This is a genomic window from Stenotrophomonas sp. A3_2 (assembly GCF_036624925.1).
GTDB classification, from domain to species: Bacteria; Pseudomonadota; Gammaproteobacteria; order Xanthomonadales; family Xanthomonadaceae; genus Stenotrophomonas; species Stenotrophomonas hibiscicola.
Map to the genome: position 1 here is coordinate 1 of NZ_JAZKVY010000306.1, position 374 is coordinate 374.

Consider the following 374-nt stretch of genomic DNA (forward strand, 5'->3'; position numbering starts at 1 on the left):
CCTGATAAGGGCGAATGGTGGATGACGCCGCAGACGGTGAATGCGGTCAACCTGCCGCTGCAGAATGCGCTCAACTTCCCCGCCGCGATTCTGGAAGCGCCCTTTTACGATCCCAAGGCGGATGCGGCGGCCAATTACGGCTCGATCGGCGCTGTGATCGGGCATGAAATCAGCCACAGCTTTGACAATACCGGCGCCGAATTCGATGCCGATGGCCGGCTGCGCAACTGGTGGACGCCCGCCGATTTTGCGCATTTCACCGCGCAGAGCCAGGCATTGGTCAAGCAATATAGCGCTTATGAGCCGCTTGCCGGTGTCCACATCAATGGCGAGCAGACGCTGGGCGAGAATATCGCCGATGTCGCCGGGCTGAC

1 protein-coding gene is annotated in these 374 nt (G+C 60.7%); it reads left to right on the plus strand.

Translation table 11 applies throughout. From position 1 onward, the window contains the following. Nucleotides 1–374 (plus strand): M13-type metalloendopeptidase (locus tag R5H29_RS14460; protein WP_332329348.1); only part of this gene is annotated, 374 nt, incomplete at both ends.